Origin of the sequence: Amycolatopsis orientalis DSM 40040 = KCTC 9412, assembly GCF_000478275.1 — a bacterium.
Taxonomy (GTDB): Bacteria; Actinomycetota; Actinomycetes; order Mycobacteriales; family Pseudonocardiaceae; genus Amycolatopsis; species Amycolatopsis orientalis.
Map to the genome: position 1 here is coordinate 265,792 of NZ_ASJB01000043.1, position 25,804 is coordinate 291,595.

The window sequence follows — 25,804 nt, forward strand, 5'->3', positions numbered from 1 at the left end:
GCATGGGTCGGCTGGCCGGCAAGGTCGCGGTGGTCTTCGGTGGCGCCAGGGGAATCGGTCTCGCCACGGTGAAGGAGTTCGTCGCCGAGGGCGCCACCGTGTTCACCAGCGACATCCGCGAACCAGCGGAGGCCGTCGAAGGCGCCACTCACTCCCTTGTGGACGCCACCGACGAGGGGCAGGTCGACGAGTTCGTCCGCGGCGTACTGGCCGAGGCGGGCCGGATCGACGTGCTGTTCAACAACGTCGGCATCCATCTCGGGAAGCCCTTGGCCGACACCACGCTGGCGGAGTTCGACAACATCTTCGCGCTGAACGTCCGCGCCGCCTTCCTCGGTACCCGGGCGGTCTTGCCGCGGATGATCGAACAGAAGGCTGGCAGCATCATCACGACGTCGTCCAACGGCGGCGTGATGGGCCGCCCGGGCGACCCGGTATACAACGCCACCAAGCACGCGCTGGTCGGCATGACGAAGTCGATCGCCGTCGCGCACGCGCATCAGGGGATCCGCGCGAACACGGTCAACCCGGGCGCGATCGACACGGACATGCTGCGCGGCACACTCGCCTCACCCGAGGATTTCGAGGCGAGGCAACATCAACTGGTCGCGAGCACCCCCGCCGGGCGGGTCGGCGAGGCGTGGGAGGTCGCGAAGGCCGTCGTCTTCCTGGCGAGTGACGAATCGCGGTTCGTCAACGGTGTCGCGCTGCCGATCGACGGCGCCAAGGCCGCCGGTGCCATGCCGGGTAACCGGTACAGCCTCGACTTCGAACTCGGTGTCAGGTAACGCCATGTCCACGTCCGCCGCCGAGGAGACGCTGGCCCGCGACAGAGCCTTGCTGGAACGGAGCGGGACAGCGGAACGGGTCGCCGAGATCCTGCGCCAGCGCATCACCGAAGGGGTCTTCCCGCCGGGGTCGAGGCTTTCCGAACCTTCGATCAGCGCCGCACTGGGCGTATCGCGCAACACCCTGCGCGAGTCGTTCCAACTGCTGGCGCACGAACGGCTCGCGGTGCACGAACTCAACCGCGGCGTCTTCGTGCGCGAGCTGACCGCGCGGGACATCGCGGATCTCTACGTCATGCGGCGGGTCACCGAATGCGGCGCGCTGCGCCGTGCGGCGGAACTGTCCACTGTGGATCTGAAGGCCGTCGCCCAGGCCGTGCGCCGGGGCCGGGCCGCGGCGGACGAAGGCGACTGGCAGGCCGTCGGGACCGCGAGCATCGCGTTCCATCAGGCGCTGGGTGATCTGGCGGGCAGCGAACGGGTCAGTACGACGATGCGCCAGGTGCTGGCGGAGACGCGGCTTTTCTTCGTGCTGGCGGAGAACACCCGCGCGTTCTTCGAGCCGTTCCTGGAGCGGCACGAGCGGATCCTGCGCGATCTGGAGCGAGGCCGGTTCGGGGCGGCCGAGACGGCGCTGGAGAAGTACCTGCGGGACGCCGAAAAGCAGCTCCTCACCGCTTACGACCGCCGGGAGTCGTGAGTGGTGATGACGGTTCTATTTGAGGGGTGAGGCAAAGATGTCGTGCCCCGGCGAGCGTCCGGACTGGCTGGCGGAAGCCGGGCCGTGGTCGTGAGTGGCAAGGAGCGTTAGAACGCTCTTTGCCACTCACGACCCCCGTTGAGGAACGTGCATTCAGGCATCAACCGGACGCCGAGTCGCCGCAACCTGTCCTTTGTGGATAGGCCCCGGTCTCGTGAGAGAGTCCCACGTAGGTCGCCAAGTAGTGAAGGCCTCCTTCGCTACCTTGAGGGTAGGCAAGGGGACCTTCACGGCATCGAGTCGATCACGCCACGTTTGCCTTACGCTCTTCTAAGAAGTGGGCTTGCGGCGCTGGGAGGCGTAGACGGCCGCGGCGGTACGGCGTTCGAAACCGAGCTTGTGCAGCAAGGACGACACGTAGTTCTTGACCGTCTTCTCCGCCAGGTACAGCTTTTCCGCGATCTGGCGGTTGGTCAGCCCGTCGGCGATGTGGTCGAGCACTCGCCGCTCCTGCGGGCTCAGCTGTTCGTACCGCGGGTCGGGAAGGTCGCTTCCGCCGCGCAGCCGGTTCATCACCGACGCCGTCATCGTGCTGTCCAGGAGCGAGCCGCCCGCCGCGACCGTGCGGACGGCCTTGACGAGCGCGCCGCCGGAGACCTGCTTGAGCATGTACCCGGCCGCGCCCGCCATGATCGCGCCGAACAACGCGTCGTCGTCCGAATAGGACGTCAGCATCAGGCAGGCGGGCGGCGGGGTGACCGACGAGCGGATCTCGCGGCAGACGCTGACCCCTTCACCGTCCGGCAACCGGACGTCGAGCACCGCGACCTGCGGTTTGACCGCGGGGATCCGCACCAGCGCCTCGGCGGCCGTGGACGCCTCACCGATCACCGTGAGATCGTCTTCGGCCTCGAAGACGGTCTTCAGCCCGGTGCGGACGAGTTCGTGATCGTCCAGCAGGAACACCGAAATCGTCATCCCACACTCCCCTGTCGGGCCGGTAGTTCCACCGACCAGTCGAGCCTCGTCCCGCCTTCCGGCCTCGCTTCGACGCTGAACGACCCGCTCCAGCGGGCCGCGCGTTCGGCGAGGTTCGCCACCCCGCTGCGATGACCGGGTGCGACGGGCATGCCGACCCCGTCGTCCACCACCGAAAGCTTCAGCCACCGCCCGTCGCGATCGACCGAGACGTCGACCGAGACCGCCGTCGCCGCGGCATGTCTGACCACATTGGACAGTGCTTCCCGCAGGGTCGCGATGAGATCGGAGCGGACCGAATCCGGCACGGTCGAATCGAGCGGCCCGTCGAAGCCTACCCGGGGCTCGGCCGAGCAACCCGCGTCGAGCGCGACGCGCAGCAACTCCGACCGGAGGCTGCCCTGCGCCTCGGCGGGTTCCTGCAACGAAAAGATGCTGTTGCGGATCTCGCGGATCGTGCGGTCGATCTCGTGCGCGAAACCGGTCACGCGGTCGGCGACGGCGGGCTCGCCCGCCAGTTTGCCGAGCCCCTCCAGACCGAGCCCGATCGCGAACAGCCGCTGGATCACCAGGTCGTGCAGATCGCGGGCGATCCGGTCCCGGTCCTCGAAGACGGCGAGCCGCTGCCGGTCCTGTTGCGCGCGGGCGAATTCGACCGCGAGCGCGGCGTGCGCGGCGAAGGTCTCGGCGAGCTGGACGTCGTAGGCGGAGAACGGGGTCTTGTCGCGGAACTTCGCCACCAGCAGGACGCCGAGTTTCTCCTCGCCCGCGATCAGCGGGACGGCGACCGTGGAGTCCAGGTCCTTGACCGCCGCGGGCATCACGGCGCCGCGTCCGCCCTGGTACTCGACCACCTTTTCGCCGTAGTCCCGGACCACGACGGGTTTGCCGGTGGTGAAGGCCATCCCGGTCGCGGTGCCCTCGGTCGGCACCGCGATCCCGGCGAGCCGATCCGCGTCCGGTCCCGGCGGCTCGACGATCTCGAAGACCAGCATCCCGTCGCCGCGAGGACGGGCCACCGCGCCCGCGGTACCGCCGGCGACGACGCGGGCGCGTTCGGCGATCAGGCGCAGGGTCGCGGTCAGATCCTGGTCGGTCAACAGTGCGCCGGTGACGTGATAGGAGGCTTCGAGCCAGCGCTCGCGCCGCTGCACCTGGTCGAACAGCGCGGCGTTCTCGATCACCACACCGGCCGCCGCGGTGAGCGCGACGAGGAGGTCCTCCTCGGATTCGGTGAAATCCTCACCGTCCGGCTTGCGGGCGAGATACAGCATCCCGAAGATGCGGCCGCGCAGGCGGATGGGCATCACGCGGGACTCGTCCTCGAGCGGCGGGGCCTCCCACGCGTCGCCGAACCGGATGAACTCGTTCGAATCGAAGACGCTCAGCGCGCCGAACGGCGCCCCGGTCAGCTCACAGGCGGATTCGACCATGCGCCGCAGCACGTCGGAGGGGCTGAGATCGTGGGCGATCCCCGCCACCGCGTCCAGGATTCTGGGCGCCTTGGCGTCGCTCGCCGCACTCACCCGCCGCACTGGCGTCACCGTCCTGGGGTAACTCCCCGGGCAGTGGGGTCAGGAATGACAAACGCGCCCGGATCGCTCACCTGGTGCGTCGATCACGGACAGCGCTTCGTTACTGCAAACGCCGAGGATCCTCCGACCGGTGACCGACTCGATCGGGATCCGCAGGTACCGGGCGTCCGTTCGACCAGTCCAGCAGCCGAGCGGCAGCTCCGCGAGCTCGGCGATCACGATCGGATCACGTACCTCGGAGGCGCGGCCCAGCACGGTGACGAACCAGCCGGAACCCAGGTCGTCGGTGAACTCGTCGACGGCGAAAGCGACCACGCTGTCGAGCACTCCGGCGAACAACGCGCTCTGTGAGGGCGTCCGGAGGACGATCGCGCCGTGGTGAACCGCGAACCGCGCGGGCTGGATCGCCGGCAGGGCCCGGGAAGTGAACACCACCCGGCCCAGCCCGGCGCCCGCGAGCAGCGCGAGGCACTGCTCGCGATCGAGCGTCTCGAGACCCAAGGAGTCTGACATCGGCATCCCCGCGTTCTCGTGGCCCAGTTGGCTTCGAGGTCCACGGTCCCCGGCTTACCGACTCGCCGGTAGGGCCGATGGACCCGGCCCGCGCGGGGGATGCCGGTGTTACGCCTTCGGGGAAAGAAGAACGACGGGGATCTCCCGCTCGGTCTTGGTCTGGTACTGCGCGTAGTTCTTGAAGTCGGCGGTGATCTTGGGCCACAGGCGCGCCCGCAGCTCGCTGTCGGCGACGCTCGCGACCATCGGCTGGGGAGCCTGACCCTTCAGCGTGACCTGGACCTCGGGGTTGTCGCGGAGGTTCAGGAACCACGCGGGGTGCTGGTCGTCGCCACCACGGGAGGCGACGATGACGTACGCGTCACCCTCGCGCAGCGGCGAGGTCAGCAGCACGGTGCGCGGCTGGCCGGATTTGCGGCCGATGGTGGTCAGTTCCAGCACGGTCATCCCGGCGACCTCCCAGCCGGCGCGGCCGCCACTGACCTTCTGGATGACGCGATGGACGGCGTTCATGGTCTTCAAGGCGAAATCACTGGGCATGCGGAGAAGACTACTCCGCTTTCATCGTGACTTCGATCCCGTCCAGCAGAACGGCCAGCGAGAGTTCGAAGGCCTCCCTGGCCTCCTGCTCCAGATACGGCACCGTCTCGTCCGCCATCCGGAACGCCCGCTCGCTCTCCATCCAGGTCAGCGTCGGGAACCGCTCGGCGAAGTCCGGCGAGACCTCCCGTAGGAGCGCCGACCGCGCGTACCACCATTCGTCGTCGGTCTGCCCGGTCACCTTCTCCGCGGCCCTGGACTCGGCGACCGTCCGCGCGGGCTCGCGGACACACGAATACAGCGCACTGACCAGCCGCCGCAACACCACCGGCGACAGCCCGGTCCGGCGCAGGATCTTCACCAGCGCCTCCAGCACGACGTACTCGTGCGGCCCCAGCACCGGCCGTGCCGACGAGACCTGCAGGACCCAGGGGTGCCGCAGGTAGAAGTCCCACAGGTCGTACGCCCACTGAGCCGCGTCGGGCCGCCAATCGCCGCCTTCATAGGAGACGGGCAGTTCGGCGAGCGCCTTGTCGTACATGAGGTCGATCAGTTCGCTCTTGCTCGGGACATAGGTGTAGAGCGCCATGGCCGTCCGGCCGAGCCTGTCGCCGACGGCGCGCATCGACAGGCCCGCCATCCCTTCGACGTCGGCGATCTCGATGGCGGCGTCCACGATCAAATCCACCGACAGGCCCGGTTTCGGGCCGGGGCGCTCGACCACCGGCGACGTCGTCCGCCACAGCAGGGCCATCGACTTCCGGGGGTCTCCCTGCGCCGCGTAGACGACCACTTGCCAACTCCTTACAGCATAAACTAACCTCTGCTACCCTCACTTTACAGGCTAAAGAGTTCCAACCAGGGGAGAGCCATGCCTTCGGCCGCCGACAGCCACGACATGATCCAGGTGCGCGGAGCCAGAGAGAACAACCTCGCCGACGTCTCGGTCGACATCCCCAAACGCCGCCTCACCGTCTTCACCGGTGTCTCCGGCTCGGGGAAGTCGTCCTTGGTGTTCGGCACCATCGCCGCGGAATCGCAGCGGCTGATCAACGAGACCTACACCGCGTTCATCCAGTCCTTCATGGCCCCGGTCGGACGGCCGGACGTGGACGCGCTGCGGAACCTGAGCGCCGCGATCGTCGTCGACCAGGAGCGGATGGGGGCCAACTCCCGCTCCACGGTCGGCACCGCGACCGACGCGCACACGATGCTGCGGATCGTCTTCAGCAGGCTGGGGAAGCCGCATATCGGCACTTCGGGGGCGTTCAGCTTCAACCTGCCCGAGGGGATGTGCCCGGAATGCGAGGGACTCGGGAAGGTTTCCAGCATCGACGTCGACCAGCTGGTCGACAAGGAGCTTTCCCTCAACGAAGGGGCGATCACCGTCCCGAACTTCGCGCCGGGAGGCTGGTACTGGAAAGGGCTCGCGGAGTCCGGTTTCGTCGATCCCGCGGTCAAGCTGAAGGACTACACCCCTCAGCAGTGGGAAGACTTCATGTACAAACCCGCCACCAAGATGAAGCTCGGCGGGATCAACACCAACTACGAAGGCCTGCTGGTGAAGGTCCAGCGGCTGTTCCTGGCGAAGGACAAGGAGGCGACGCAGGCGCACATCCGGGCGTTCGTCGACCGCGCGGTCACCTTCAAGCGCTGCCCTGCCTGCGACGGCGCGCGGCTCAACCAGGCGGCGCTGTCGTCGAAGATCGACGGGCTGAACATCGCGGACTGTTCGGCGATGCAGATCAGCGATCTCGCCGACTTCGTCCGCAAACTCGACGACCCCTCGGTCGGCCCGCTGATGCAGACCCTGCGAGGCACGCTGGACTCGCTGGTGGAGATCGGCCTCGGCTATCTGAGCCTCGACCGCGAATCCGGGACGCTCTCGGGCGGTGAGGCGCAGCGCGTGAAAATGGTGCGGCACCTGGGTTCCAGCCTCACCGACGTCACCTATGTCTTCGACGAGCCGACCGTCGGGCTGCACCCGCACGACATCCAACGGATGAACGGGCTGCTGCTGCTCTTGAAGGACAAGGGGAACACGGTCCTCGTCGTCGAGCACAAGCCGGAGACGATCGAGATCGCCGACCACGTCGTCGACCTCGGCCCCGGCGCCGGGCCGAACGGCGGGCAGATCTGCTTCACCGGCGACGTCGCCGGGCTGCGCGCCTCCGGCACCCTGACCGGGCGGCACCTCGACCACCGGGCGAAGCTGCGGACCGACGTCCGCGTGGCGAGCGGGCAGATCCCGATCCGGAACGCGAACCGGCACAACCTCAAGGACGTCAGCGTCGACATCCCGCTCGGGGTGCTCACCGTGGTCACCGGGGTCGCCGGTTCCGGCAAGAGCTCGCTCATCCACGGCTCACTGTCCACAAGGGACGACGTGGTGGTGCTCGACCAGTCGGCCATCCGCGGCTCGCGGCGGAGCAACCCGGCGACCTACACCGGCCTGCTCGACCCGATCCGCGCCGCGTTCGCCAAGGCCAACGGCGTCAAGGCGGCCCTGTTCAGCGCGAACTCCGAGGGCGCGTGCCCGAAGTGCAAGGGCATCGGCCTGATCTACACCGATCTCGCGATGATGGCCGGGGTGGCGACGGTCTGCGAAGAATGCGAGGGCAAGCGCTTCACCGCCGAAGTGCTCACCTATCGCTTGCGGGGCAAGAACATCAGCGAGGTCCTCGCGATGCCGGTCGCCGAGGCGCGCGAGTTCTTCACCTCGGGACAGGCGCGGACGATCCTGGACCGCCTGTCCGACGTCGGCCTCGGCTACCTCGGCCTCGGGCAGCCGCTGACGACGCTGTCCGGCGGGGAGCGGCAGCGGATCAAACTGGCCATCCGGATGGCGGAGAAGTCGGCGACCTACGTCCTCGACGAACCGACCACCGGCCTGCACCTCGCCGACGTCGACCAGTTGCTTGGCCTGCTGGACCGGCTGGTGGACGACGGGAACACAGTGGTGGTCATCGAGCACCACCAGGCCGTGATGGCGCATGCGGACTGGATCGTCGACCTCGGCCCCGGTGCCGGCGTGGACGGCGGGGAGATCGTCTTCACCGGCACCCCGGCCGATCTGGTCGCCGACGGCACCACCCTGACGGCCCAGCACCTGCGCACCTACGTGGGCTGGGAAGGCTGAGCCGCGCGCCCCGCTGGTCGTGAGTGGTAAGTGCCGTTCTAACGGCACTTACCACTCACGACCCCCGGTACCGACCTCTCACCGCACCCCTGGCTCCCGACCGAGGTGAAGGGCCCTTTCGTCGCATCGCATGCGGTGAAGGGCGCTTTCCCCGCATGCGATGCGGGGAAAGCGCCCTTCAGCCCCTGCCGAGACCACGGACAGCTTCACGAGCGGCACCCAGCCCCACCAGCCCCAGTACCCCCAACGCCAGTCCCGAAGTCACCGTCTCGACGGGAGAGGCCGCCAGCGGCGAAACCCCGGTCACCGATTCCAGCCCCACCACGGCCGTCAGCAGCGCATAGGCACCGATCGCCACCCACACCAGCCGCACCCGCCGCCGCTCCGTCCAGTCCGCGAACCGCAGCAGCCAGGCGAGCCCAGGCAGGATGAGGATCGCGTGCATCGCCACGGCGTGCAGCGGTTTCAGCGCACCAGCGGTGGCGTACGCGGCCTGCGGGTTCCCGCCGCGCGCCTCGGTGACGCCGCTCGCGATCATCGCCGCGCCCGCCCCGAGCGCCACCAGCAGGGCGACCAGGCCGAACCGCACCGCGAGCCGCATGCTGGCCGTGGTCTCCCCTTCGCCGCGCATCGCCGCGGCCGTGAACGAGACCGCCGTCAGGATGATCACGCCGCCGCCCGCCGCGAGCGTCGTCGACACCGCGTTGTCGAAGCCGGTCTCGAAGTTGAAATGCGACGGCACTCCTCGCCATGCCTGCATGCTCACCAGCGCCGTCTCGACGACACTCGCCCCGGTGAAGACACCGAGCAGCGCGTTCCGCACCCGCGGCCGCACCGCGACGTACGACGTCGCCCACGCGACGGTGGCCAGCGTCAGCCCGAACGACAGGCCGAAGGTCACCGCCTTGCGCATCGACAGCGGCCCGGTCCACGAGCCACCCGACGCGATCAGCACGATCGCGTGCACGAGGCCGCTGAGGAACAGGAGCACTCCGGTCACGTAGGCGACGCGCTCGATCCGCCTGCCCTCGGTCCAAATGTTCATACCGAGCAGTCTCTTCGCCACCGGCCGGCAAAGCGTCGTCCTCGAAGCGACACCTCACGTACGTCCGGTTACGTACCTGAGAACACCACCAGGTGAAACCGGTCGGCGCCTCAGCGAAAACCGCGGTAGAGACCGACGGTCTGTTAGTCTGGCCGGTACATCCCGACCCGATTCCGAGGTACTTCCCGCCGATGCCGCGCATCCTTGTCCGCGTTCTCACGCTGATCGCCGTCCTCGCCCTCCTGTTCGGGGTGCCGTGGTGGACGGTCGTCGGCTCCCCCGAACTCCCGGCCGCGCTCGAGTACCTCGGCACGATCGTCTTCGCCGTCTCGGCCCTCGCCTTGCCCGCGTGCATGGTCCTGGGCCACGGCCCGTGGCAACGCGACCTCGCGGCGAAGATCGGCGACCTCGCCCTCGGCCTGATCTGGCTGCTGTTCTCCTTGTCGGTACTCGGAAACGTGCTGCGCCTCGTGCTCGCCCTGTCCGGAGTGGACGGTGCGGCGGAGATCGTGTCCGGTGTGATCGTGGCGAGCTTCGTGGCGCTCGCGGCGTACGGCATGGTCGAGGCCAGGCGCGTTCCGCGGCTGAAGGAACTCGACGTCGTCCTCCCCCGCCTCGGCGCCGGGCTCGACGGTCTCCGGTTCGCGATCATCACCGACACCCATTTCGGCCCGTTGAACCGGACGAGGTGGTCGGAGAAGGTCGTCGAGGTGGTGAACGAACTCGACGCGGACGTCGTGGCCCACGCGGGTGACCTCGCGGACGGTTCGGTCGCCAAACGCGAGGGGCAGGTCGCGCCGCTGGGGAAGGTGCGCGCCAAACTCGGCAAGTTCTACATCACCGGTAACCACGAGTACTTCGGCGAAGCACAGGCCTGGCTGGACCATATGCGCGACCTCGGCTGGGAACCGCTGCACAACCGGCACGTACCGGTGCGCCAGGGCGGGGACACGCTCGTCTTCGCCGGGATCGACGACCCGACGGGTGCCGCCTCCGGCCTGCCGGGACACGGCCCGGACCTCCCGGCCGCGCTCGACGGCGTCGCCGCGGACACCCCGGTCGTCCTGCTCGCCCACCAGCCGAAGCAGGTCAAGCAGGCCGCCGAGGCCGGTATCGACCTCCAGATCTCCGGGCACACCCACGGCGGCCAGATCTGGCCGTTCCATCTCCTGGTCCGGTTCGACCAGCCCGTTTTGGCCGGTTTGTCCCGTCACGGCGAGCGCACGCAGCTGTACACGAGCCGCGGCACGGGCTTCTGGGGACCACCGCTGCGCGTCTTCGCGCCCAGTGAGATCACCCTCCTGACCTTGCGAAAGCGCGTTTAGCCCTCTGGATGCGACGTCTTCGGGCGTCGCAGCAGGTGCCACCGACAATTTTTTTTGTCTTGACAACTCCAGCGTTCGGAGCGAGAGTGGTGCCCAACGAACCCCGCTCCGAAAGGCCTAGACGATGACCATCGCCGCCACCCGAACCCACGCCGCGGTCCCGACCCGCGCCCTGCTCGCCTGCGGCGCCGTCTCGGGCCCGCTGTACTTCCTGACCGCGTTCGCCCAGGCCGCCGTCCGCGAGGGCTTCGACCTCACCAAGCACCCGGCGAGCATGCTGAGCAACGGCGACGCCGGCTGGATCCAGGTGACGAACTTCCTGGTCACCGGCGTCCTGATGATCGCGGGAGCGGTCGGCCTGCACCGCAGGATGGAACCGGGCAGAGGGAGCGTCTGGGGTCCACGACTGCTGGGCGTCTTCGGGGTCAGCCTGCTTTTCGCGGCGGTCTTCAAGGCCGACCCCGGCAACGGCTTCCCGGCCGGTACCGGCGCGGCGACGATCAGCACCGCGGGGATCCTGCACATGGCCGCCGGCTCGATCGGCTTCCTGTCGCTGATCGTGGCGACCTTCGTGTTCGCGAGCCGCTTCTCCCGTGAGGGACACCGCGGCTGGGCCGTCTACTCCCGCGCCACCGGCATCGCGTTCTTCTCCGCCTTCGCCGGGATCAGTTCCGGCAACGCCAACGCCGCCGTGATGCTCGCCTTCTGGGCCGCCGTGCTGCTGGCCTGGGGCTGGGTCACCGCCGTCATCGTCCGTACCGCCCGCTGACCCGATCGAGGAGAATCCCCGCCATGAGCACCGTGACCTCGCAAGACGGCACCACCATCGCCTACACCCGCACCGGCTCCGGCCCCGCCGTCATCCTGGTCGACGGCGCGATGTGCCACCGCGGCTTCGGCCCGGCCACGCCGCTGGCCGCCGAACTCGCCCCGCATTTCACCGTCTACACCTACGATCGCCGCGGCCGCGGGGAAAGCACCGACACCGCGCCGTTCTCGGTCGCCCGCGAAGTCGAGGACCTCGCCGCGCTGATCAAGGAGGCGGGCGGCACCGCCCACGTCTACGGGATCTCGTCCGGCGCCGCGCTCGCCCTCGAAGCCGCGAACGCCGGGCTCCCGATCACGAAACTGGCGGTGTACGAGTTCCCGCTGGTCGTCGACGACACCCGCCCGCCGGTCCCGGCCGACTACGCGCGGCGGCTGGAGACGGCCATCGCCGCCGGGCGGCCCGGCACCGCGATCAAGACGTTCATGCGCGAGGGCGTCCGGGTTCCGGCGCCGGTCGTGTTCATGATGCAGTTCATGCCCGCCTGGCCGAAGCTGAAGAAAGTCGCGCCGACCCTGCGCTACGACGCCGCGCTCTTCGACGGTCTGCACGACGGCACCCCGCTGCCCGAGGGCCGTTGGGCGGGCGTCACCACACCGGCACTGGTCATGGACGGTGGCAAGAGCCCGGCGTGGATCCGCAACGGCGTCGCCGCGCTCGCGAAGGCTGTCCCCGGCGCCGAGCACCGCACGATCGAGGGCCAGACGCATATGCTCAAGCCGAAAGCGGTGGCCCCGGTCCTGGTCGAGTACTTCGCGAGCTGAAGTGGCGGCATCCAGTGGGTCTCGTGAGTGGTAATGACGGTTCTAACCGTCATTACCACTCACGAGCCCACTACACGCCCGCGGGCGAACTGGCCCCCTGCACCAAGAGCTTCGCGGAGCCGGTCCCGTCGGCGGGCACCGTCCAGATCCCCGACTCCAGGCCGTAGGCCACGGTCCGGTCGTCGAGCCAGGCCGCCTGGTCGTCGACGCTGCGCGTCTCCGCCAGCAGGGTCTCCCGGCCGGAGGCCAGCTCGAGGACGGCCAGCCGCCACGGCGCCGCGGAATCGGTGGAAACCCGCTTCTTGAAGGCGATCCGCTTACCGTCCGGCGAAAGCGACGGGCATTCGACGTTCTCCCGGACCATCCTCGCGACGAGCCTTTCGTAATCCGCCTCGACGAGGTACGTCTTCCCCTTCGTCCCCACGGTCGCGTAGAACCGCTTCCCGTCGGGGGCGAAGGTGATCCCCCAGTAGTTCACATCCGAGGCGTAGTACGGCTTGCCGTCGAGCAGGAGCCCCATCTCCTCGATGCTCTTCATCAGGTTCCCGGTCGACAGGTCGAGTATCCCGGCCCTGGTCGAAAACCCGTTCTCCGCATAGGAATCCCCGTTGACGAACAGCGTCCAGTAGACGAGTTTCCCGTCCGGCGAGACCCGCCCGCGGCTGGGTGTCCCGGGGAGTTCGACCCGGCGGATCTCCTTGAGGTCCTGGTCCAGCACGATGACGTCGGTCATCGGCGGCAGCACGCCCGGCTGCGCGGCGAGGCAGAGCGCCGTCCCCGCCGAGGTGGCGAACCGGTCGCAGCTGAGACCGGCCACCTTCCTCGGTTCGCCGGGCCGATCGGCCGGAACGGTGGCGAGGTGGCCGAAGTCGGGGCCTTCGGCGGTGTTGCGGAACAGCAGCTGCCCCTTGGCCTGCACCGAAACCGGCTGCCCGGTCACGACGGCGACCGAGTTGACCGCCGGCCCTCGGTCACGGGACTGGAGTCCGAAGACGACGGCCGCCGCGATCAGGACGACGACCGCCGCCGCCACACCCACGATCCGCGCCCTCATGCGTATGTCCTCAGTGGACGGAGGATGGCGGCCGCGACGACCGCGATCGCCAGCGCGCCCGCGGCGACCAGGACCGCGGCGTGCAGATCCCACGCGGTCCACGCGAGTCCGAAGAGGACGGAGGCGAACATCCGGGTCGTCGCCTGCCCGGTCTGCACCAGCGCCAGTCCGCTCGCCCGCTGATGTTCGGGCAGCAGTGGCCCGGCGGCGGCCATCAGGACACCGTCGGTGGCGGCGTAGAAGACGCCGTGCAGGATCAGCGCCAGTACCGCGAGCACGCCACCGTCCACCGGACCGAGCAGCGCCAGCAGCGCGGCGACCAGCGCGATATGCCCGCCGAGGAACACCTTCCAGCGGCCGACGCGGTCGGAGAGCCTGCCCAGCGGCACGGCGAGCAGCAGGTAGACCCCCGCGGTTCCCAAGGGCAGCAAGGGAAAGAAGACGGCGCCGAGTTCCCAGCGCCGCTGCAGGACGAGGTACAGGAACGAATCGCTGAGGGTGACCAGGCCCAGCAGCGCCGCCCAGACGCAGATCCGGCGGAACGACGCCTGCCGGATCAGTCCGGCGGTCTCCCGCAAGGAGACCTTGGGCCGCTCGGCCCGCGGCCCCGGTTGGTGGTCCTTGACCAGCAGCACCAGGATGATCACGCCGATCGCGGCGACGCAGAAGCTGGTGAAGAACACCGAGTCGTAGCTGCCGAGGCTGAGCCACAGCACGGCCATCGCGACCAGTGGGCCGAGGAAGGCGCCGAAGGTGTCCATCGCGCGGTGCACGCCGAACGCGCGGCCGAGATGTTCGGGATCGCTGCTCAAGGTGATCAGCGCGTCCCGCGGCGCGGTCCGGACGCCCTTGCCGGTGCGGTCGGCCGCGAGCACCGCCCCGATCGCCACCGTGGACGAACCCGCCAGCATCAGGCCGATCTTGCCCAGCGCCGAAAGTCCGTAACCGAAGCAGGCGACCGCCTTGAGCCGCTGCCACCGGTCCGCGAGATGACCGCCGACGAGCCGGACGACGGCGGTGACGCCGGAGTAGAGGCCGTCGAGCACGCCGAACTGCAGCGGGCTCAGGCCCAGGCCGAGAACGAGGTAGAGCGGCAGTACCGCGGTCACCATCTCCGACGAGATGTCGGTGACCAGGCTGACCAGGCCGAGCGCGACGACATTCCCGGTGACGGCCCGTTTCACGCCGCTCTTCGGGACTTCCGCCGCGGCGTCCGCTCCTCTACTGGTGGCTATGTACATGGAGACCTCCAGCGCCGCGAGGACGGTGCCGGGTCGCGGTGCACACGGCCGCGACCCGGCACCTGATCGCGAGGATCAGTGGCAGGTGTAGGTGGGAGAGGCGTCGATGGTCTTGCCGTCCAGACCGATCAACTGGGTCGAGAAGGCGTTGTCCGACATGTTCAGCTTGAGCACGCCGTAGGTCGAGATCGCCTTCGCCGTGGCCGGATGCAGCGTCTTGACCGGGTACAGACTCGCCCCGCCACCACCGCCGATGATCTGCACCGGACCGGCCGCGTCCTTGTCTCCGTCCGCGTTCTGCGGATAGAACCGCTCGTAGTGGTGGTCGTGCCCGTTGAGCACGAGGTCGACCTTGCTCTGCACCATGGTCTCCCAGAGGGTGGCCATCTTGTCGTTGTCGCCGTGGTCACCCGAGGTGTAGCGCGGATGGTGGTAGTACGCGGCGACGCAGGGCTTGGTGTTCTTCGCCAGGTCCTGCTTGATCCAGTTCAGCTGCTCGTCGCTGATGGCGTTCGCGGCCAGCCCGGGAGAGAACTCCGTGCTGTCGATGGCCACGAAGTGCCAGTTGCCCATTTCCCAGCTGTAGTAGGTCTTCCCGTTCGGGGTCGCGATATTCCCGAAGTACTGCTTGTAGGCGCCCAGCGGGGTGTGGTCGTAGGTTTCGTGGTTGCCCGGGACCGGGTGCATGATGCTCTTGTACTTGCCCCAGGTCTTGTCGAAGTAGCTCGTGAAGTCCTCGATATGGGCGTCGTCGTACTGGTTGTCGCCCATGGTGATCACCGCGGCCGGGTTCATCTGGCCGACCAGCGCGGCGGTCTTCGGATGGACGCACGAGGACGAGGAGGCGGTGCACTGTTCGGCGATGTCACCGGAGGCGGCGAGGACGAAGGAAGAACCGCCCGCCTGCGTGGTCGCCTGGATCTGGTTGCTGGCCGCGGAAGTGTTGCCGGCGGCGTCCTTCGCGCGGACGGTGTAGGTGTACGCGGTCGAGGCACTCAGCCCGCTGTCGGTGAAGGCCGTGGTCTCGGTCGTGCCGACGACCTGACCGTTCCTCAGCACCTCGTAACCGCTGACACCGACGTTGTCCGTCGAGCCGGTCCACGTCAGGTCCACAGTGGACGACGTGATCGCACCGGCCGCGAGGTTCGCGGGCGCGGTGGGCGCCTGCGTGTCACTGGACGAGTCCGACGTGCCGTAGACCTGCATCTCCCAAAGGGAGTAGCCGTAACTGGTGGCGCGTTTGGTGCCGACGAGACGCAGGTACCGGCCGCGGCCGGACAGCCCGGTGAGATCGTCGGTCCCGCCGTTACCACTGGTGACGGATTTGATCGAGGTCCACGACGAACCGTCGTTGGAGACTTCCAGCCGGTACGCGGTGGCGTAGGCCGCTTCCCAGCTCAGCTTGACCCGGTTGATGGCCGAAGGGCCGCCGAGGTCGACGCGGATGAACTGCGGGTCCACCCCTTCGGCACTCGCCCAGCGGGTGGTCGTCTTGCCGTCGACGGCGAGTGGGCCGCCGTACGACGAGTTCTCCACCGACGAGACGAGGACGGGTTTTCCTTGGGACAAAAGGACGTCAGCGGCTTGCGCGCTTCCGCTGAGCAGCGTCGGCAACAGGATGGCGGCCGCGCCTAAGGGCAGTAGTCTGGTTCGGGCCTTCACATCGTTCTCCCCGGGATCCGTGGCGGCGGGTAAGAGGGACGGGTGCGCGGCGTTGTTCTTCGAGCAGTGTTCGTTTGGTAACTTTCCTAACGAATGCGTACGGTAATCCGTGCCACTCAGTGAGTCAAGACATAGACTCGTCCCATGACCGGTGCCTTGATCTTCGACTTCGACGGAACGCTGGTCGACACCGAGGCCGCCGTCCTCGTGGCCTGGCAGGAGACCTTCCGCGAACGCGGCGGCGAACTCCCCCTCGACGTCTGGCACACCGTGATCGGCACCCAGCACACCGCCGCCGCGATGTTCGAGCTGCTGGCGAAGGACGACGAGCACCTGGACAAACTCGCGATCCGCACCGGCGTCCGCGCCCGTGTCACCGAGCTGCTGGAGTCCGAAGGGCCGCGTCCCGGCGTCAAGGAGTACCTCGAAGACGCGCATGAGCAGGGCCTGCGGCTGGCCATCGCGTCCAGTTCGACCGGCGACTGGGTCGCCACACATTTGAACCGGCTGGGTCTCGCGGACGCGTTCGAAGCCGTCCTCACCGGCGACCTCCACGAGGCGAAGCCGAGTCCGGACCTCTATCTGGCCGCGCTCGCGGCACTGGACCTGCCGCCGTCCGAGGCGATCGCGTTCGAGGACTCACCGCACGGCGTCACCGCGGCGAAGGCCGCCGGGCTGAAGTGCGTCGCGGTCCCGAATCCGATCACCGCGGTGCTGAACTTCGACCACGCCGATCTCGTCCTCGGCTCGCTGGCCGACGAACCGCTGAGCGCGTTGCTCAGCCGCTGAGCGTTTCCGCCAGCCGGACGAGGAACGGGCGCTGCCCCTTGAGTAGCTTCTCCTCGGCTTCCACGAGCCCGAACCAAGCGACCCTGTCGACCTCGGGGAACTCCTGCGTCCGCCCCGACCGCGGCGGCCACTCCATCTCGAAGGTGCCCGGGACCACCTGAGCGGGATCGAGGTCTCCCTCCACCGCCCAGACCGTGACGACCTTGCCGCCGGACTGCTTCACCTCGCCGAGCGGGAGGTACTCCCCCTCCGGCGCGGGCAGGCCCAGTTCCTCCTGGAACTCGCGCCGCGCCGCGGCCTCCGGCGTCTCACCCGGTTCGTACTCGCCCTTGGGCACCGACCAGCCGCCCGCGTCCTTCTTGGCCCAGAACGGCCCGCCCATATGCCCGAGCAGTACTTCGGTCACCTCGCCCGACCTGCGGAAAAGCAGGATCCCGGCACTCGTCTTACCCGCCACGGCGTCCAGTGTGCCCTTGCTCCGACCGGGTGATGCGACCGCCTCGGGAAAAAAGTTCCGGCGGCGATGTCGAAATGCGTCGTGCCCGTACGACGCGTTGTCAGAAGCCGCCCCACAGACCCTCTCGGAAGGACCAGGACGATGACGCAGACCATCACCTCCACCGGCACCGCCACCACGACCACGACCACCAGCCGGTCCGCCAAGGCACAGGGCGCGATCCAGTCGGCCGTCCGGATCGTGGTCTCGTTCCTCTTCCTTTGCCACGGCCTGCAGGGATTCGGCTTCTTCGGTGGCGTCGACGGCGCCGGCGGCTCGGTCGAACTCGGCTCCTGGCCCGGCTGGTACGGCAGCGTGATCGAGGTCGTCGGCGCCGCGCTCGTACTGGTCGGCCTGTTCACCCGGCCGGTCGCCGTGCTCCTCTCCGGCGTCATGGCGTACGCCTACTTCACCGTCCACGCACCGGAAGGCCTGCTGCCGCTGCAGAACATGGGCGAGCTGTCGACCCTCTACTGCTGGATCTTCCTGTTGATCGCCGTGGTCGGCCCGGGCACCTTCGCGCTCGACACGCTGCGCCGCCGCCGTCGCTGAGCAAGAAAAACGAAAAAGCCCCTTTCCTGGAACGATTCCAGGAAAGGGGCCTTCTTTTCGCGTGCGCACAACGTTGTTGGGCTCAGAAGAGCCGTGGTATTACCCACGAAAGAAAGTTCCCTCCAGACAGGGCCATCCGTCATCCTGAACACCTATCAATGGTTTAGACCATCTTGAGCCGGAAGGATGTGTCATGACCCAGACAACCGCCGCCACGAGTGCCGAGGTCGGACAGACCAGAACGAAGTGGCAAGGCCTGACCCTCTCCATCGTCCGCGTAGTGGTCGCGTTCCTGTTCCTCTGCCACGGTTTGCAGAAGATGGGCTTCTTCGACAAGCCGGCCATACCGGTCGGCACCTGGCCCGGCTGGTATGCCGGGGTGATCGAGCTGGTCGGCTCGCTGTTCATCCTGGCGGGCCTGTTCACCCGCCCGGTCGCGGTGCTCCTCTCGGGCACCATGGCCTACGCGTACTTCGTCGTTCACCAGCCGGACGCACTGCTGCCGTTGCAGAACAAGGGGGAAACGGCGGCGCTGTACTCCTGGATCTTCCTGCTGTTCGCGGTGGTGGGACCGGGCACTTACGCGCTCGACACCCTGCTTCGCCGCCGTCGCTCCTGACCGTTCGCCGAATGCCGTGAAGGACGCTTTCCCGGTGAAAATTACAAGGAAAGCGTCCTTCACGGCGCCTTTTTCGCCGGGAGGTTGCGAGGGGGGAGCGGGGTCTTGCCCCGCAAGTAGTCGACTGCTCGCGTGGGTCGTGAGTGGTAAGTGCCGTTCTAACGGCACTTACCACTCACGACCCACGCGAGGGTGGCGGTCCCGCGGGCCTCGGGATCGTCGGTGCAGGAATCTGGACACTCAACGTCCCCGTTCCTCCGTTGATCAAGGTCGCGCCACAGAACCCCGGCGGCCAGCCCAGACGGGCAGTTAGTCGACTAATTGCGAGGGGTGCGAAGGGCCCCATACCCGCATCTCACGCGACGAAGGGCGCTTTCCCCGCATCGCATGCGGGGAAAGCGCCCTTCAGCTCGTCTCGAGCAGGACGGATCAGCGGACCTGAGGCAGTCCCGCCGCCAGGTCGGACAGCGCCAGCACGTGCTCCATCAGCACGGTCAGCACCTGCTTCGTCGAGTCGCGTTCCCGCGCGTCGCACAGCAGCAGCGGGACGTCCATGCCGACGTCGAGCGCCTGCCGGACCTCCTCGGTGCCATAGCGATACGCGTTGTCGAAGCAGTTGACCGCGACGACGAACGGCAGCCCGCGCCGCTCGAAGAAGTCGACGGCCGCGAAGCAGCTGTCGAGCCGCCGGGTGTCGGCCAGCACGACGGCGCCGAGCGCGCCTTCGGCCAGTTCGTCCCACATGAACCAGAAGCGGTCCTGTCCCGGCGTACCGAACAGGTACAGGATCAGCTCGGGGTTGATGGTGATCCGGCCGAAGTCGAGGGCGACCGTGGTGGTCGTCTTCTTCTCGACACCGGTGAGGTCGTCGACGCCCTCGGACGCCGCGGTGATGACCTCCTCGGTGCGCAGCGGGGGAACCTCGCTGACCGAACCGACCATCGTGGTCTTACCGACCCCGAACCCGCCGGCGATGAGGACCTTGACCGCGTTCGCGGTCAAGGATCGCCGGGGCTCAGAGTTTCCGGATGCCATCAAGAACCGCCTGGAGTACGTGTTTGTTGGGGGTGTCGGTGACCGGTGTCGCGGTGCGGAACAGCACGAGGTTCTGTTCGATGAGGTCGCTCAGCAGCACCTTCACCACCGGCAGCGGCAGATCGATGCGCGCGGCCACCTCCGCGACGGAGGTCGGTCTCTGGCACAGGTTGAGGATCCGCCCGTACTCCGGTTCGAAGCCGGCGACCTCGTGCGCGGTGCGCATGGCGACCACCAGGGTGATCAGGTCGAGGCCGATCGTGTCCGAACGGGTGCGCCCGCCCGTGACGGCGTACGACCGGACCAGCGGCCCGGCCTCGTCCTCGAACCACGACTCGTGCCGCCCGCTCATGGCGACGTGGGAGTCGCGGCGCGGGGCGCCGAAGTGAGCACCGCACCGACCCGCTTGACCATCAGGTTCATCTCATAGGCCACGAGGCCCATGTCCGCGTCCTCCTTGGCCAGCAGCGCGAGACACGCGCCGCGGCCCGCCGCGGTGACGAACAGGAAGGCGTGGTCCATCTCGACCATGGTCTGGCGGACGTTGCCGCCGCCGAAGTGCCGTCCCGTGCCCCGCGCGAGGCTCTGGAACGCCGACGCCACCGCGGACAGGTGCTCGCCGTCCTGCTCCGACAGGTTGCCGGACCGTCCGATGAGCAGGCCATCGGCCGACAGGACTACCGCCCTGTCGGCACCGCTGACCCGCTTGACCAGGTCATCCAGCAACCAGTCGAGTTCACTGACTCCCGCGTTGGCCATCTAGTCACGATCTCCGTACATGTCGAGGTCGGTGTAGTCGTCGGTGGGTTCGGTGTCCCGGGCACGCCGTGTTCCCTGCTGGAACGCGGCGAGACGGTTCCTGGCCAGCTCGGGGGTGTCCTCGCGGACCTCCTCCTGCTGGGCGGCAGGCCGGTCCTCCATGAGCTGGGGGACCAGGTTCGCCTGACGTCGGCGCTGCGGCAGCGGTGGCCTGCCGGGCGCCTCGGGGCCGGGTCGCCGGGTCTGCGGCGGGCGGCTGTCCTGCGGTCGGGTTTCGGCGGGCGGCCACGCCGGCGGCTGCATCGGCTGCGGCCGGGCCTCGGCCCGCGCGGGCTCCGGCCGGATCGGCTCGGGGCGCGGGGTTTCGGGCCGGGGCACCCGCGGCGGACGCGGGGGCAGCGGCGGCAGCGCGGAACCGGGCTGCTCCGCACTCGGCGGGGCCTGCGAAACCGGGGCCTGCGGGGCGATCGGCATCGGCACCGGGAGTTCGGGCCGTTCCGCGGGGATCTCGGTCCGGTGGCGGGCACGGCGGCCCGGGCGCAGCGGTGCGGCGTCCGGCACCTCGGTGCTCTCGGGGTCCACCTCGTCCTCCGGCTGATCGGTCGGGACCGGCGCGAGCAGGTCGGTGCGGACGAGCACGATGGCCCTGGTGCCGCCGTACGCGGATTCGCGCAGGTGCACGGAGATCCCGTGGCGGGCGGCGAGCCGCGCGACCACGAACAGGCCCAGCCGTGGCTCGGCTGACAGGGCCATGATGCCGAAGTCCGGCGGATCGGCCAACATCGCGTTCAGCTCGGCGGCCTGTTCCGGCTCGATGCCGAGCCCCTGGTCCTCGACCTCGATCACGACACCCTTGCCGACGACGTTGCCGCGCAGCTCGACCCGCGACTGCGGCGGCGAGAACGAGGTCGCGTTGTCGATCAGCTCGGCGAGCAGGTGCACGAGGTCGCCGACGACCGGGCCCTGCACCGCGATCGCGGGCATCTTGGCCGTCTTCACCCTGGCGAAGTCCTCGGTCTCGGCCGAGGCACCACGGGTCAGCTCGGCCAGGGTGACCGGCTTGCGCCACTGACGGCCGGGCTGGCCGCCACCGAGGATGATCAGGTTCTCCGCGTTGCGGCGGGCGCGGGTGGAGAGGTGGTCCAGCTGGAAGAGCGTCTCCAGCTGCTCCGGGTCCTCCTGCTTGCGCTCGGCCTGGTCGAGCACCTTGAGCTGGCGGTGCACGATGACCTGGCTGCGGTGCGCGATGTTGAGGAAGACCGCCTTGGTGCCTTCACGGGTCCGCGCCTCTTCGACGGCGGCCGCGATGGCGGTCTGCTGCGCCTTGTTGAACGCCTCGGCGACCTGGCCGATCTCGTCGTCGCCGTGGTCGAGGAAGTGACCCTTGTCGTCGAGGTCGACGGGCTCACCCGCCCGCACCCGGTCCACCAGTTCGGGCAGCCGGATCTCGGCGACGTCGAGGGTGTCCTCGCGCAGCCTGGCCAGCCTGCCGATGAGCCGGTTGGACAGCCGCAGGGCGATGACGAACACGCCGATGGCCACCAGCAGCGCGATGGCCGCGGCGATGGCCGAGGTGATCAGCGTCCGGTCGGCCTCGTCGATGGCCTCGGTGGTGGCCGCGCCACTCTGCTCGACGAAGCCGCGCATCATCGCGTCGCCGACGCCGCGGGCCGACTGCAGCCAAAGCTGCTCGGGCACCGGGAGGGTGGCCTTGCTGTTCTGCAGGAAGGTGTTCTCGACCGTGTTGACGGCCTTCCACGGGTCGCTCGCGACCAGCTGGTCGAACTTCGCCTTGACGCCCGGGGGCATCCGCGTCACGGACGACTCGAGCAGCGACCGGTACGAACCGACCTGGGTGACGTACGCGCGGTAGGTCTCGTCGGTGAAGCCACCGCCCGCCACGGCCGCGGCGGCGAGCGCGTTCGACCGCTGCAGCTGGTCGATCGCGGTGAACAACGGCACCGCGGTGATCCGCTGGTAGGCGTTCTCCGCGTTCGGCGCGTCCTGCGCGAGCCCGGTGAGACCCTCGACGAACTGGTCGAGGATCTGGTTGTAGTAGGTGAAGGCGTCGAGCAGCGGCAACTGGCCGGAGTCGGCCGACTGCCGGATCTGCGGCATCTTCTGGAAGAGGCCGTTCACCGTGGCGATGCTGCGCTGCACGCTGTCGGGCGAGTCGCCGACGAACGTCTGGAGGTAGGAGGCGACGCCCTGGGTGGCGGCGTCGGTCTTGGCACGCTGCTCCACGAGCGCGGCGTGCTGGGAACGGTCGCCCGCCAGCTCGCGCAGCGTCAGCCGCCGCTCCTCCTGGATCTGGGCGAAGAACGGGACGGCTGGTGCTTCCGAGCCCCGGATCCGCTGCGCGTAGTCACGGCCGTTGACCGCGTCGAAGATCAGGTACCCGCCGATCGCCAGACCGACGAGCATCAGCGCGATGCTCGGAATGAGCGCGATCGTCAGAACGCGCGAACGAATCGATGAGCCGCGGCCTCGTCGAAGGGGAATTTGCTTCACCGTGGTCCGTTTTCCTTCCGGCAGTTTGGTGTCGGGTCGCCGGGGATCTCTTCACCCGCGGGATCCGATAGCCGGATCAACACAGCGTGGTCCGCTCCGCCCGCGAAGACGCTAGGAGACCCAAACGGGTGAGTCAAGTCCAGACGCGAAGGGTAGTCACGTATTGCGGTGACTACCTGACAAGCGGGCCGCGGACCTCGAAAGTCCACCACGCGCGCGAGGCGCCCACCAGGGCGTCCAGTCGATCGGTCACCTGGCGGTTTACCGCAGGCAGCGGCTTGATCGGCGCTCATCGGACACGATCAAGTCACAGCGGGGCAGAACCGCGCCCCAGCGGGAAAGCGACTGAAAACTACACGCCGTGACGTCGCTCACGCTTTCGGACGAGAGCTCCACATACCGTTCGGTTTGCGAACGACTTCGCCCCGAAGGAACGCCGCCGTAACGCCGTTCGATCCGCGGAATCGAGAATTACCACCGCTCATTGCGGACGAATCCGCGAAATGATCTTCACGGCTCCGGACAAGCTCGTCTTCGAGGAGCGTGTCGACCTTCCTGGACGCGTCCCTGAACATCCGGACGACCGCCCAGCACAGCGTCGCCACCCCGCAGAGCAAGATCGCGACGAGCACCGTCTCGACGGGATAGCGCGCGCCGAATTCGTTCAGCAGGAAACCGGAAGCGACGCCGAGCGCGGCGACGAGGACATGATTGAGCGACACGTTCCCCTCCTTCTCCCGACGCCTTGGCCCGCGCCTCACCATCGAGACGGGCGACGCGGGCTTTCCTTACGCCACAGGGGAAGGATCTACGTCACACTCGCCGCGACAGCGAATAACGAGACTAACAGCGAATTGGCGAAAGATCGCTTTGTCTCCCCCGCCAGGGCGAGACGATCACCTTTTTGCCACCGAACTCCGAATCACCTTCACCATTTTCGCGCGGGTACCTGTCGCGCATGTTCACTTCACCGTTCGTTCGAAAACGCTCGAAATCACCGGCCGCGAAGTTCCCGGAGCGTCGTCACGGCGCGGAGCACCTCGCCGTAGGTGGTGTAGAGCGGCGCCAGCCCGAACCGCAGCACGTCGGGCGGGCGGAAGTCCCCGATCACCCCGCGTTCGATCAGGGCCGCCATCGTCTTGGCCGCCTCGTCGTCGACGACCGAGATCTGGTGCCCGCGATCGGTCCCGCGCGGGGTCACGATCGTCGCGCCGTCGAGGAGTTCGTCCGCGCACCGGAAGAAGAACCCGCCGAGCGCGAGGCCCTTCTCCCGCAGCACGGCACGGTCCACGCCGTCCCAGACGTCGAGGGCCGCGTCCAGCGCGAGCAGGGAGAGGATGTCGGGAGTGCCCGCCCGGCCCCGCGCGATACCGGCGTGCGCCTCGTACGCGCCGCGCATGGCGAACGGATCGCGGTCACCGGCCCAGCCGGCCAGCGGCTGCTCGAACCGGTCCAGCCATTTCGCCGCCACATAAAGGAAAGCGGGTGCGCCGGGGCCGCCGTTGAGGAATTTGTAGGTGCAGCCGACGGCGAGGTCGACCCCCGTCGCGTCCAGTTCGACCGGGAGCGCGCCGACGCTGTGGCAGAGGTCCCAGAGCGCCAGAGCCCCGGCGCGGTGCAGCGCCGCGGTCAGCGCGGCCATGTCGTGGACGCGCCCAGTCACGTAGTCGACGTGGTTGATCAGCGCGACGGCCGTCCGTTCGCCCGCTTCGGCAGGCATGTCCTCGGCCACGACCCGGCGCACCGTGTGCCCGGTCAGGCGGGCGACCTCGTCGGCGATGTACCCGTCGGTGGGGAACGTGTCCGCGTCGACGAGGATCTCGTCGCGGCCCGGGTTGAGGCGGGTCGCGGCGACCAGCGCCTTGAAGAGGTCCACGCTGGTCGAATCCGCGACGACGACCTGTCCCGGCGCGGCCCCCACGAGCGGCGCGATCCGCTCGCCGACCCGCACCGGGGCCTCCCACCAGCCCTCCGACCAGGACCGGATGAGCCGCCCGCCCCATTCCTCGAGGACGATCGCGGCGAGCCGTCCGGCCACGTGCTTCGGCGGCGCGCCCAGCGAGTTGCCGTCGAAGTAGGCGATCCCCGGATCGAGGTCGAATTCGTTTCGCTTGTGCGCCAAGGGATCGGCGGCGTCCAGCGCCGCGGCTTCGGCTACGAGGTCAGTCACGGCGGTAATCGTCGGCGAGTGTGTTCCAGAAGTCCAGCTCGTACGCCTGGAACAGGCGCGCGTGGGTGCGAGCGTCCTTTTCGGACAGCCGTCCGGCGTCGAGCGCGGCCTGCACGGCCCGCACGGCGAGGTCCTCGAGATCCGGTGACGGCGCGCCGAAGAAGTCGAAGAAGGCGCACGCTTCGTCGTCGAAGCCGTACTGCTCCCGCATCGCGGCGGCGATCGCGGCGCAGTACCGGCCGAAGGCGGCGAAGTTGGCGACGATCGCCACGATGACCTCGGCGGGCTCGCCGTTGAGCGCCAGCCAGGCGACGAACGCCGGATACGCCTGGCAGCCCGCGCGCGGCTCGAAGCCGGGCGACTCCTCGACGAGCGCGGGCAGCTTGCCGAGCGCGAGCCCCTCTCCCGAGGCCAGCATCGCGAAGAACTCCCTGGCGCCCTGCTCCTGCGAGCGCGACGCGAGCATGAGAAAGCTGCGCCAGTCGCTGCGGACGATCCGGTACTCCTCCGCGGCGATCGCGGCGAAGACCTCCCGCGCCGCCTTGCCCTTCGCGACCAGTGGGACGAGCCGGTTGTCGTCGTCGCGGGGAGCGAGTTCCGCCTGCACCGCGTCGATCAGTGCGCGTGCCGAACCGATCATCGTCAAGGCTCCTGCTCGTTCGGGGACGGTGGTGTCACCCATTCAATCCGTGTCGGCGACTGACGCGGTGAAAACGGAAAAGGTGGACATTTCGCAAGCCTCAACCGTGGCCGCGATTCTCTA

26 protein-coding genes are annotated in these 25,804 nt (G+C 68.5%); 9 read left to right on the forward strand and 17 right to left on the reverse strand.

The window, feature by feature from the left end:
• Positions 1-2 precede the first annotated feature (2 nt).
• Complete coding sequence (locus tag L324_RS13095) at positions 3-788, forward strand: SDR family NAD(P)-dependent oxidoreductase (protein WP_037306769.1); 786 nt, start codon at positions 3-5, stop codon at positions 786-788.
• Positions 789-792: 4 nt separating this feature from the next.
• Positions 793-1,488, forward strand: coding sequence for a GntR family transcriptional regulator (locus tag L324_RS13100; RefSeq protein WP_037306770.1), 696 nt, complete (start codon positions 793-795; stop codon positions 1,486-1,488).
• Between the two features lie 330 nt (positions 1,489-1,818).
• Here L324_RS13100 and L324_RS13105 read toward each other — a convergent pair whose 3' ends face one another.
• From L324_RS13105 to L324_RS13125, 5 genes are all read right to left on the reverse strand, one after another.
• Complete coding sequence (locus L324_RS13105; RefSeq protein ID WP_037306773.1) at positions 1,819-2,466, reverse strand: response regulator; 648 nt, start codon at positions 2,464-2,466, stop codon at positions 1,819-1,821.
• Positions 2,463-4,010, reverse strand: a complete 1,548-nt coding sequence (locus L324_RS13110; RefSeq protein ID WP_051173875.1) for a sensor histidine kinase — start codon at positions 4,008-4,010, stop codon at positions 2,463-2,465. The genes L324_RS13105 and L324_RS13110 overlap by 4 nt, the downstream gene beginning before the upstream one ends.
• 30 nt (positions 4,011-4,040) lie before the next feature.
• Entirely contained in the window at positions 4,041-4,520 is a 480-nt protein-coding gene (locus L324_RS13115) for a pyridoxamine 5'-phosphate oxidase family protein (protein WP_051173876.1), read from the reverse strand.
• A 102-nt stretch (positions 4,521-4,622) separates the two neighbouring features.
• Complete coding sequence (locus L324_RS13120) at positions 4,623-5,054, reverse strand: nitroreductase/quinone reductase family protein (RefSeq protein ID WP_037306774.1); 432 nt, start codon at positions 5,052-5,054, stop codon at positions 4,623-4,625.
• A gap of 10 nt (positions 5,055-5,064) precedes the next feature.
• Positions 5,065-5,847, reverse strand: a complete 783-nt coding sequence (locus tag L324_RS13125; protein ID WP_037306776.1) for a TetR/AcrR family transcriptional regulator — start codon at positions 5,845-5,847, stop codon at positions 5,065-5,067.
• Between the two features lie 78 nt (positions 5,848-5,925).
• Here L324_RS13125 and L324_RS13130 point away from each other — a divergent pair, with 78 nt between their 5' ends.
• The gene (locus tag L324_RS13130; RefSeq protein ID WP_037306778.1) at positions 5,926-8,193 is read left to right on the forward strand and encodes an ATP-binding cassette domain-containing protein; all 2,268 of its coding nucleotides are present in this window, start codon (positions 5,926-5,928) and stop codon (positions 8,191-8,193) included.
• 178 nt (positions 8,194-8,371) lie between these two features.
• On the opposite strand, the gene L324_RS13135 is transcribed toward L324_RS13130, so the two are convergent.
• Positions 8,372-9,238 (reverse strand): hypothetical protein, encoded by an 867-nt coding sequence (locus L324_RS13135; RefSeq protein WP_037306870.1) that lies wholly within the window; start codon positions 9,236-9,238, stop codon positions 8,372-8,374.
• A gap of 191 nt (positions 9,239-9,429) precedes the next feature.
• Between L324_RS13135 and L324_RS13140 the strand changes: the two genes are divergently transcribed.
• The 3 genes from L324_RS13140 (at position 9,430) to L324_RS13150 (ending at position 12,153) form a co-directional block, all read left to right on the forward strand.
• Complete coding sequence (locus L324_RS13140; protein WP_037306780.1) at positions 9,430-10,563, forward strand: metallophosphoesterase; 1,134 nt, start codon at positions 9,430-9,432, stop codon at positions 10,561-10,563.
• A gap of 124 nt (positions 10,564-10,687) precedes the next feature.
• The gene (locus tag L324_RS13145) at positions 10,688-11,332 is read left to right on the forward strand and encodes a DUF998 domain-containing protein (protein WP_037306782.1); all 645 of its coding nucleotides are present in this window, start codon (positions 10,688-10,690) and stop codon (positions 11,330-11,332) included.
• Positions 11,333-11,355: 23 nt separating this feature from the next.
• A complete protein-coding gene (locus L324_RS13150; RefSeq protein WP_037306784.1) occupies positions 11,356-12,153 on the forward strand; it encodes an alpha/beta fold hydrolase in 798 nt (265 codons plus the stop codon).
• Between the two features lie 70 nt (positions 12,154-12,223).
• Here L324_RS13150 and L324_RS13155 read toward each other — a convergent pair whose 3' ends face one another.
• The 3 genes from L324_RS13155 to L324_RS13165 form a co-directional block, all read right to left on the reverse strand.
• Positions 12,224-13,207, reverse strand: coding sequence for a TolB family protein (locus L324_RS13155; RefSeq protein ID WP_037306786.1), 984 nt, complete (start codon positions 13,205-13,207; stop codon positions 12,224-12,226).
• A complete protein-coding gene (locus L324_RS13160; RefSeq protein WP_037306788.1) occupies positions 13,204-14,448 on the reverse strand; it encodes an MFS transporter in 1,245 nt (414 codons plus the stop codon). Before L324_RS13160 ends, L324_RS13155 begins: the two co-directional genes overlap by 4 nt.
• A gap of 75 nt (positions 14,449-14,523) precedes the next feature.
• Positions 14,524-16,110, reverse strand: a complete 1,587-nt coding sequence (locus tag L324_RS13165) for a discoidin domain-containing protein (protein WP_162835862.1) — start codon at positions 16,108-16,110, stop codon at positions 14,524-14,526.
• A 144-nt stretch (positions 16,111-16,254) separates the two neighbouring features.
• Here L324_RS13165 and L324_RS13170 point away from each other — a divergent pair, with 144 nt between their 5' ends.
• A complete protein-coding gene (locus L324_RS13170) occupies positions 16,255-16,899 on the forward strand; it encodes an HAD family hydrolase (RefSeq protein WP_037306791.1) in 645 nt (214 codons plus the stop codon).
• Here the strand turns inward: L324_RS13170 and L324_RS13175 are convergent.
• Complete coding sequence (locus L324_RS13175; RefSeq protein WP_037306793.1) at positions 16,889-17,356, reverse strand: NUDIX hydrolase; 468 nt, start codon at positions 17,354-17,356, stop codon at positions 16,889-16,891. The genes L324_RS13170 and L324_RS13175 overlap by 11 nt on opposite strands.
• 141 nt (positions 17,357-17,497) lie before the next feature.
• Here L324_RS13175 and L324_RS13180 point away from each other — a divergent pair, with 141 nt between their 5' ends.
• Together L324_RS13180 and L324_RS13185 are read left to right on the forward strand one after the other, a co-directional pair.
• Positions 17,498-17,947, forward strand: coding sequence for a DoxX family protein (locus tag L324_RS13180; RefSeq protein WP_152546818.1), 450 nt, complete (start codon positions 17,498-17,500; stop codon positions 17,945-17,947).
• 193 nt (positions 17,948-18,140) lie between these two features.
• Positions 18,141-18,566, forward strand: coding sequence for a DoxX family protein (locus L324_RS13185; protein ID WP_037306795.1), 426 nt, complete (start codon positions 18,141-18,143; stop codon positions 18,564-18,566).
• A gap of 429 nt (positions 18,567-18,995) precedes the next feature.
• On the opposite strand, the gene L324_RS13190 is transcribed toward L324_RS13185, so the two are convergent.
• From L324_RS13190 to L324_RS13220, 7 genes are all read right to left on the reverse strand, one after another.
• The gene (locus L324_RS13190; RefSeq protein WP_044852534.1) at positions 18,996-19,601 is read right to left on the reverse strand and encodes a GTP-binding protein; all 606 of its coding nucleotides are present in this window, start codon (positions 19,599-19,601) and stop codon (positions 18,996-18,998) included.
• Complete coding sequence (locus L324_RS13195; protein ID WP_037306798.1) at positions 19,582-19,953, reverse strand: DUF742 domain-containing protein; 372 nt, start codon at positions 19,951-19,953, stop codon at positions 19,582-19,584. Before L324_RS13195 ends, L324_RS13190 begins: the two co-directional genes overlap by 20 nt.
• Complete coding sequence (locus tag L324_RS13200; RefSeq protein WP_037306800.1) at positions 19,950-20,360, reverse strand: roadblock/LC7 domain-containing protein; 411 nt, start codon at positions 20,358-20,360, stop codon at positions 19,950-19,952. The genes L324_RS13195 and L324_RS13200 overlap by 4 nt, the downstream gene beginning before the upstream one ends.
• Positions 20,361-22,871, reverse strand: a complete 2,511-nt coding sequence (locus L324_RS13205; protein ID WP_037306801.1) for a sensor histidine kinase — start codon at positions 22,869-22,871, stop codon at positions 20,361-20,363.
• A 371-nt stretch (positions 22,872-23,242) separates the two neighbouring features.
• Entirely contained in the window at positions 23,243-23,635 is a 393-nt protein-coding gene (locus L324_RS13210; RefSeq protein ID WP_235783510.1) for a hypothetical protein, read from the reverse strand.
• A 230-nt stretch (positions 23,636-23,865) separates the two neighbouring features.
• Positions 23,866-25,050 carry a kynureninase gene (locus L324_RS13215; protein WP_037306805.1) on the reverse strand — a complete coding sequence of 395 codons (1,185 nt, stop codon included), beginning with the start codon at positions 25,048-25,050 and terminating at the stop codon, positions 23,866-23,868.
• Positions 25,034-25,681, reverse strand: a complete 648-nt coding sequence (locus L324_RS13220) for a hypothetical protein (RefSeq protein WP_037306807.1) — start codon at positions 25,679-25,681, stop codon at positions 25,034-25,036. The genes L324_RS13215 and L324_RS13220 overlap by 17 nt, the downstream gene beginning before the upstream one ends.
• Positions 25,682-25,804 lie beyond the last annotated feature (123 nt).

Bases quoted from the DNA above. Each gene is read 5' to 3' on its own strand.
- L324_RS13095 (WP_037306769.1), top strand. From the start codon at position 3: ATGGGTCGGCTGGCCGGCAAGGTCGCGGTGGTCTTCGGTGGCGCCAGG.
- L324_RS13100 (WP_037306770.1), top strand. From the start codon at position 793: ATGTCCACGTCCGCCGCCGAGGAGACGCTGGCCCGCGACAGAGCCTTG.
- L324_RS13105 (WP_037306773.1), bottom strand. From the start codon at position 2,466: ATGACGATTTCGGTGTTCCTGCTGGACGATCACGAACTCGTCCGCACC.
- L324_RS13115 (WP_051173876.1), bottom strand. From the start codon at position 4,520: ATGCCGATGTCAGACTCCTTGGGTCTCGAGACGCTCGATCGCGAGCAG.
- L324_RS13120 (WP_037306774.1), bottom strand. From the start codon at position 5,054: ATGCCCAGTGATTTCGCCTTGAAGACCATGAACGCCGTCCATCGCGTC.
- L324_RS13130 (WP_037306778.1), top strand. From the start codon at position 5,926: ATGCCTTCGGCCGCCGACAGCCACGACATGATCCAGGTGCGCGGAGCC.
- L324_RS13135 (WP_037306870.1), bottom strand. From the start codon at position 9,238: ATGAACATTTGGACCGAGGGCAGGCGGATCGAGCGCGTCGCCTACGTG.
- L324_RS13140 (WP_037306780.1), top strand. From the start codon at position 9,430: ATGCCGCGCATCCTTGTCCGCGTTCTCACGCTGATCGCCGTCCTCGCC.
- L324_RS13145 (WP_037306782.1), top strand. From the start codon at position 10,688: ATGACCATCGCCGCCACCCGAACCCACGCCGCGGTCCCGACCCGCGCC.
- L324_RS13150 (WP_037306784.1), top strand. From the start codon at position 11,356: ATGAGCACCGTGACCTCGCAAGACGGCACCACCATCGCCTACACCCGC.
- L324_RS13155 (WP_037306786.1), bottom strand. From the start codon at position 13,207: ATGAGGGCGCGGATCGTGGGTGTGGCGGCGGCGGTCGTCGTCCTGATC.
- L324_RS13160 (WP_037306788.1), bottom strand. From the start codon at position 14,448: ATGTACATAGCCACCAGTAGAGGAGCGGACGCCGCGGCGGAAGTCCCG.
- L324_RS13170 (WP_037306791.1), top strand. From the start codon at position 16,255: ATGACCGGTGCCTTGATCTTCGACTTCGACGGAACGCTGGTCGACACC.
- L324_RS13180 (WP_152546818.1), top strand. From the start codon at position 17,498: ATGACGCAGACCATCACCTCCACCGGCACCGCCACCACGACCACGACC.
- L324_RS13185 (WP_037306795.1), top strand. From the start codon at position 18,141: ATGACCCAGACAACCGCCGCCACGAGTGCCGAGGTCGGACAGACCAGA.
- L324_RS13190 (WP_044852534.1), bottom strand. From the start codon at position 19,601: ATGGCATCCGGAAACTCTGAGCCCCGGCGATCCTTGACCGCGAACGCG.
- L324_RS13195 (WP_037306798.1), bottom strand. From the start codon at position 19,953: ATGAGCGGGCGGCACGAGTCGTGGTTCGAGGACGAGGCCGGGCCGCTG.
- L324_RS13200 (WP_037306800.1), bottom strand. From the start codon at position 20,360: ATGGCCAACGCGGGAGTCAGTGAACTCGACTGGTTGCTGGATGACCTG.
- L324_RS13210 (WP_235783510.1), bottom strand. From the start codon at position 23,635: ATGGTGAGGCGCGGGCCAAGGCGTCGGGAGAAGGAGGGGAACGTGTCG.
- L324_RS13220 (WP_037306807.1), bottom strand. From the start codon at position 25,681: ATGATCGGTTCGGCACGCGCACTGATCGACGCGGTGCAGGCGGAACTC.